Here is a 714-nt window from a genome sequence, read left to right on the forward strand (position 1 = left end):
CGCTGGAAAGTGCTGCGCCACACCACGGCCAGCCCACGCCGGATCGGTGACATCGTCGCCGCCGCGCTACACCTGACTCACTTCGAATACAAATACCTACGCGAATCTTGTTGAGATCAGTTCAGTGTTCACCTTTAAGGGCGACACTTTCCGCCGCATCGAGGGCTCTCCCACCCTCTCCCTGTCGTACTGGTTGAACGACGCGCTGAGCGACACAACCCGGGGACGAAGGATCATCCGCAACCTCACCGCTCCCTGCCCAGCGCATGAGTACCGGCGTAATCCCGCCAGTTGAAGGAGTCTCAGACCATGCGGGAAGGGTATTAGGACTGGTCAGGAGTCCTCTTACGTTGGGCTCGCTCCACTACGGAGCGTGATCACCGAGGAGGACACCATGACCGAACCGACCACGCCTGCTACCACCACCGCGAAGGCCACGGAGGCCGCCACCCGCAAGACCCCGGCCAAGAAGGCCACCGCGGCTAAGCCCGAGTTCGCGCCGAAGGTTGGAGAAAACGGCCGCCTGAACCACGCGGAGTGTGGACACCCGCGCGACCTCAAGGGCCGGGCTGCGTGCCGGGCCAACCACGCGAAGGCGGCGAAGTGAGCACCGACATGCTCGCCGCGTTCGATCGGCTTGAGATACCCCCGCTTTCATGGAGCTTCTTGACCATGGTCTGATGGCCGTGGGGGAGGAAGTCGTCCGTGGCAGCA

The 714-nt window shown here is 63.2% G+C and carries 1 protein-coding gene; it reads left to right on the forward strand.

Annotation, left to right across the window (positions count from 1 at the left end):
* Nucleotides 1-373 precede the first annotated feature (373 nt).
* Complete coding sequence (locus tag ACLQ25_RS32755; RefSeq protein ID WP_425734597.1) at nt 374-607, forward strand: hypothetical protein; 234 nt, start codon at nt 374-376, stop codon at nt 605-607.
* Nucleotides 608-714 lie beyond the last annotated feature (107 nt).

The organism is Micromonospora sp. DT44, assembly GCF_049841635.1.
Taxonomy (GTDB): Bacteria; Actinomycetota; Actinomycetes; order Mycobacteriales; family Micromonosporaceae; genus Micromonospora.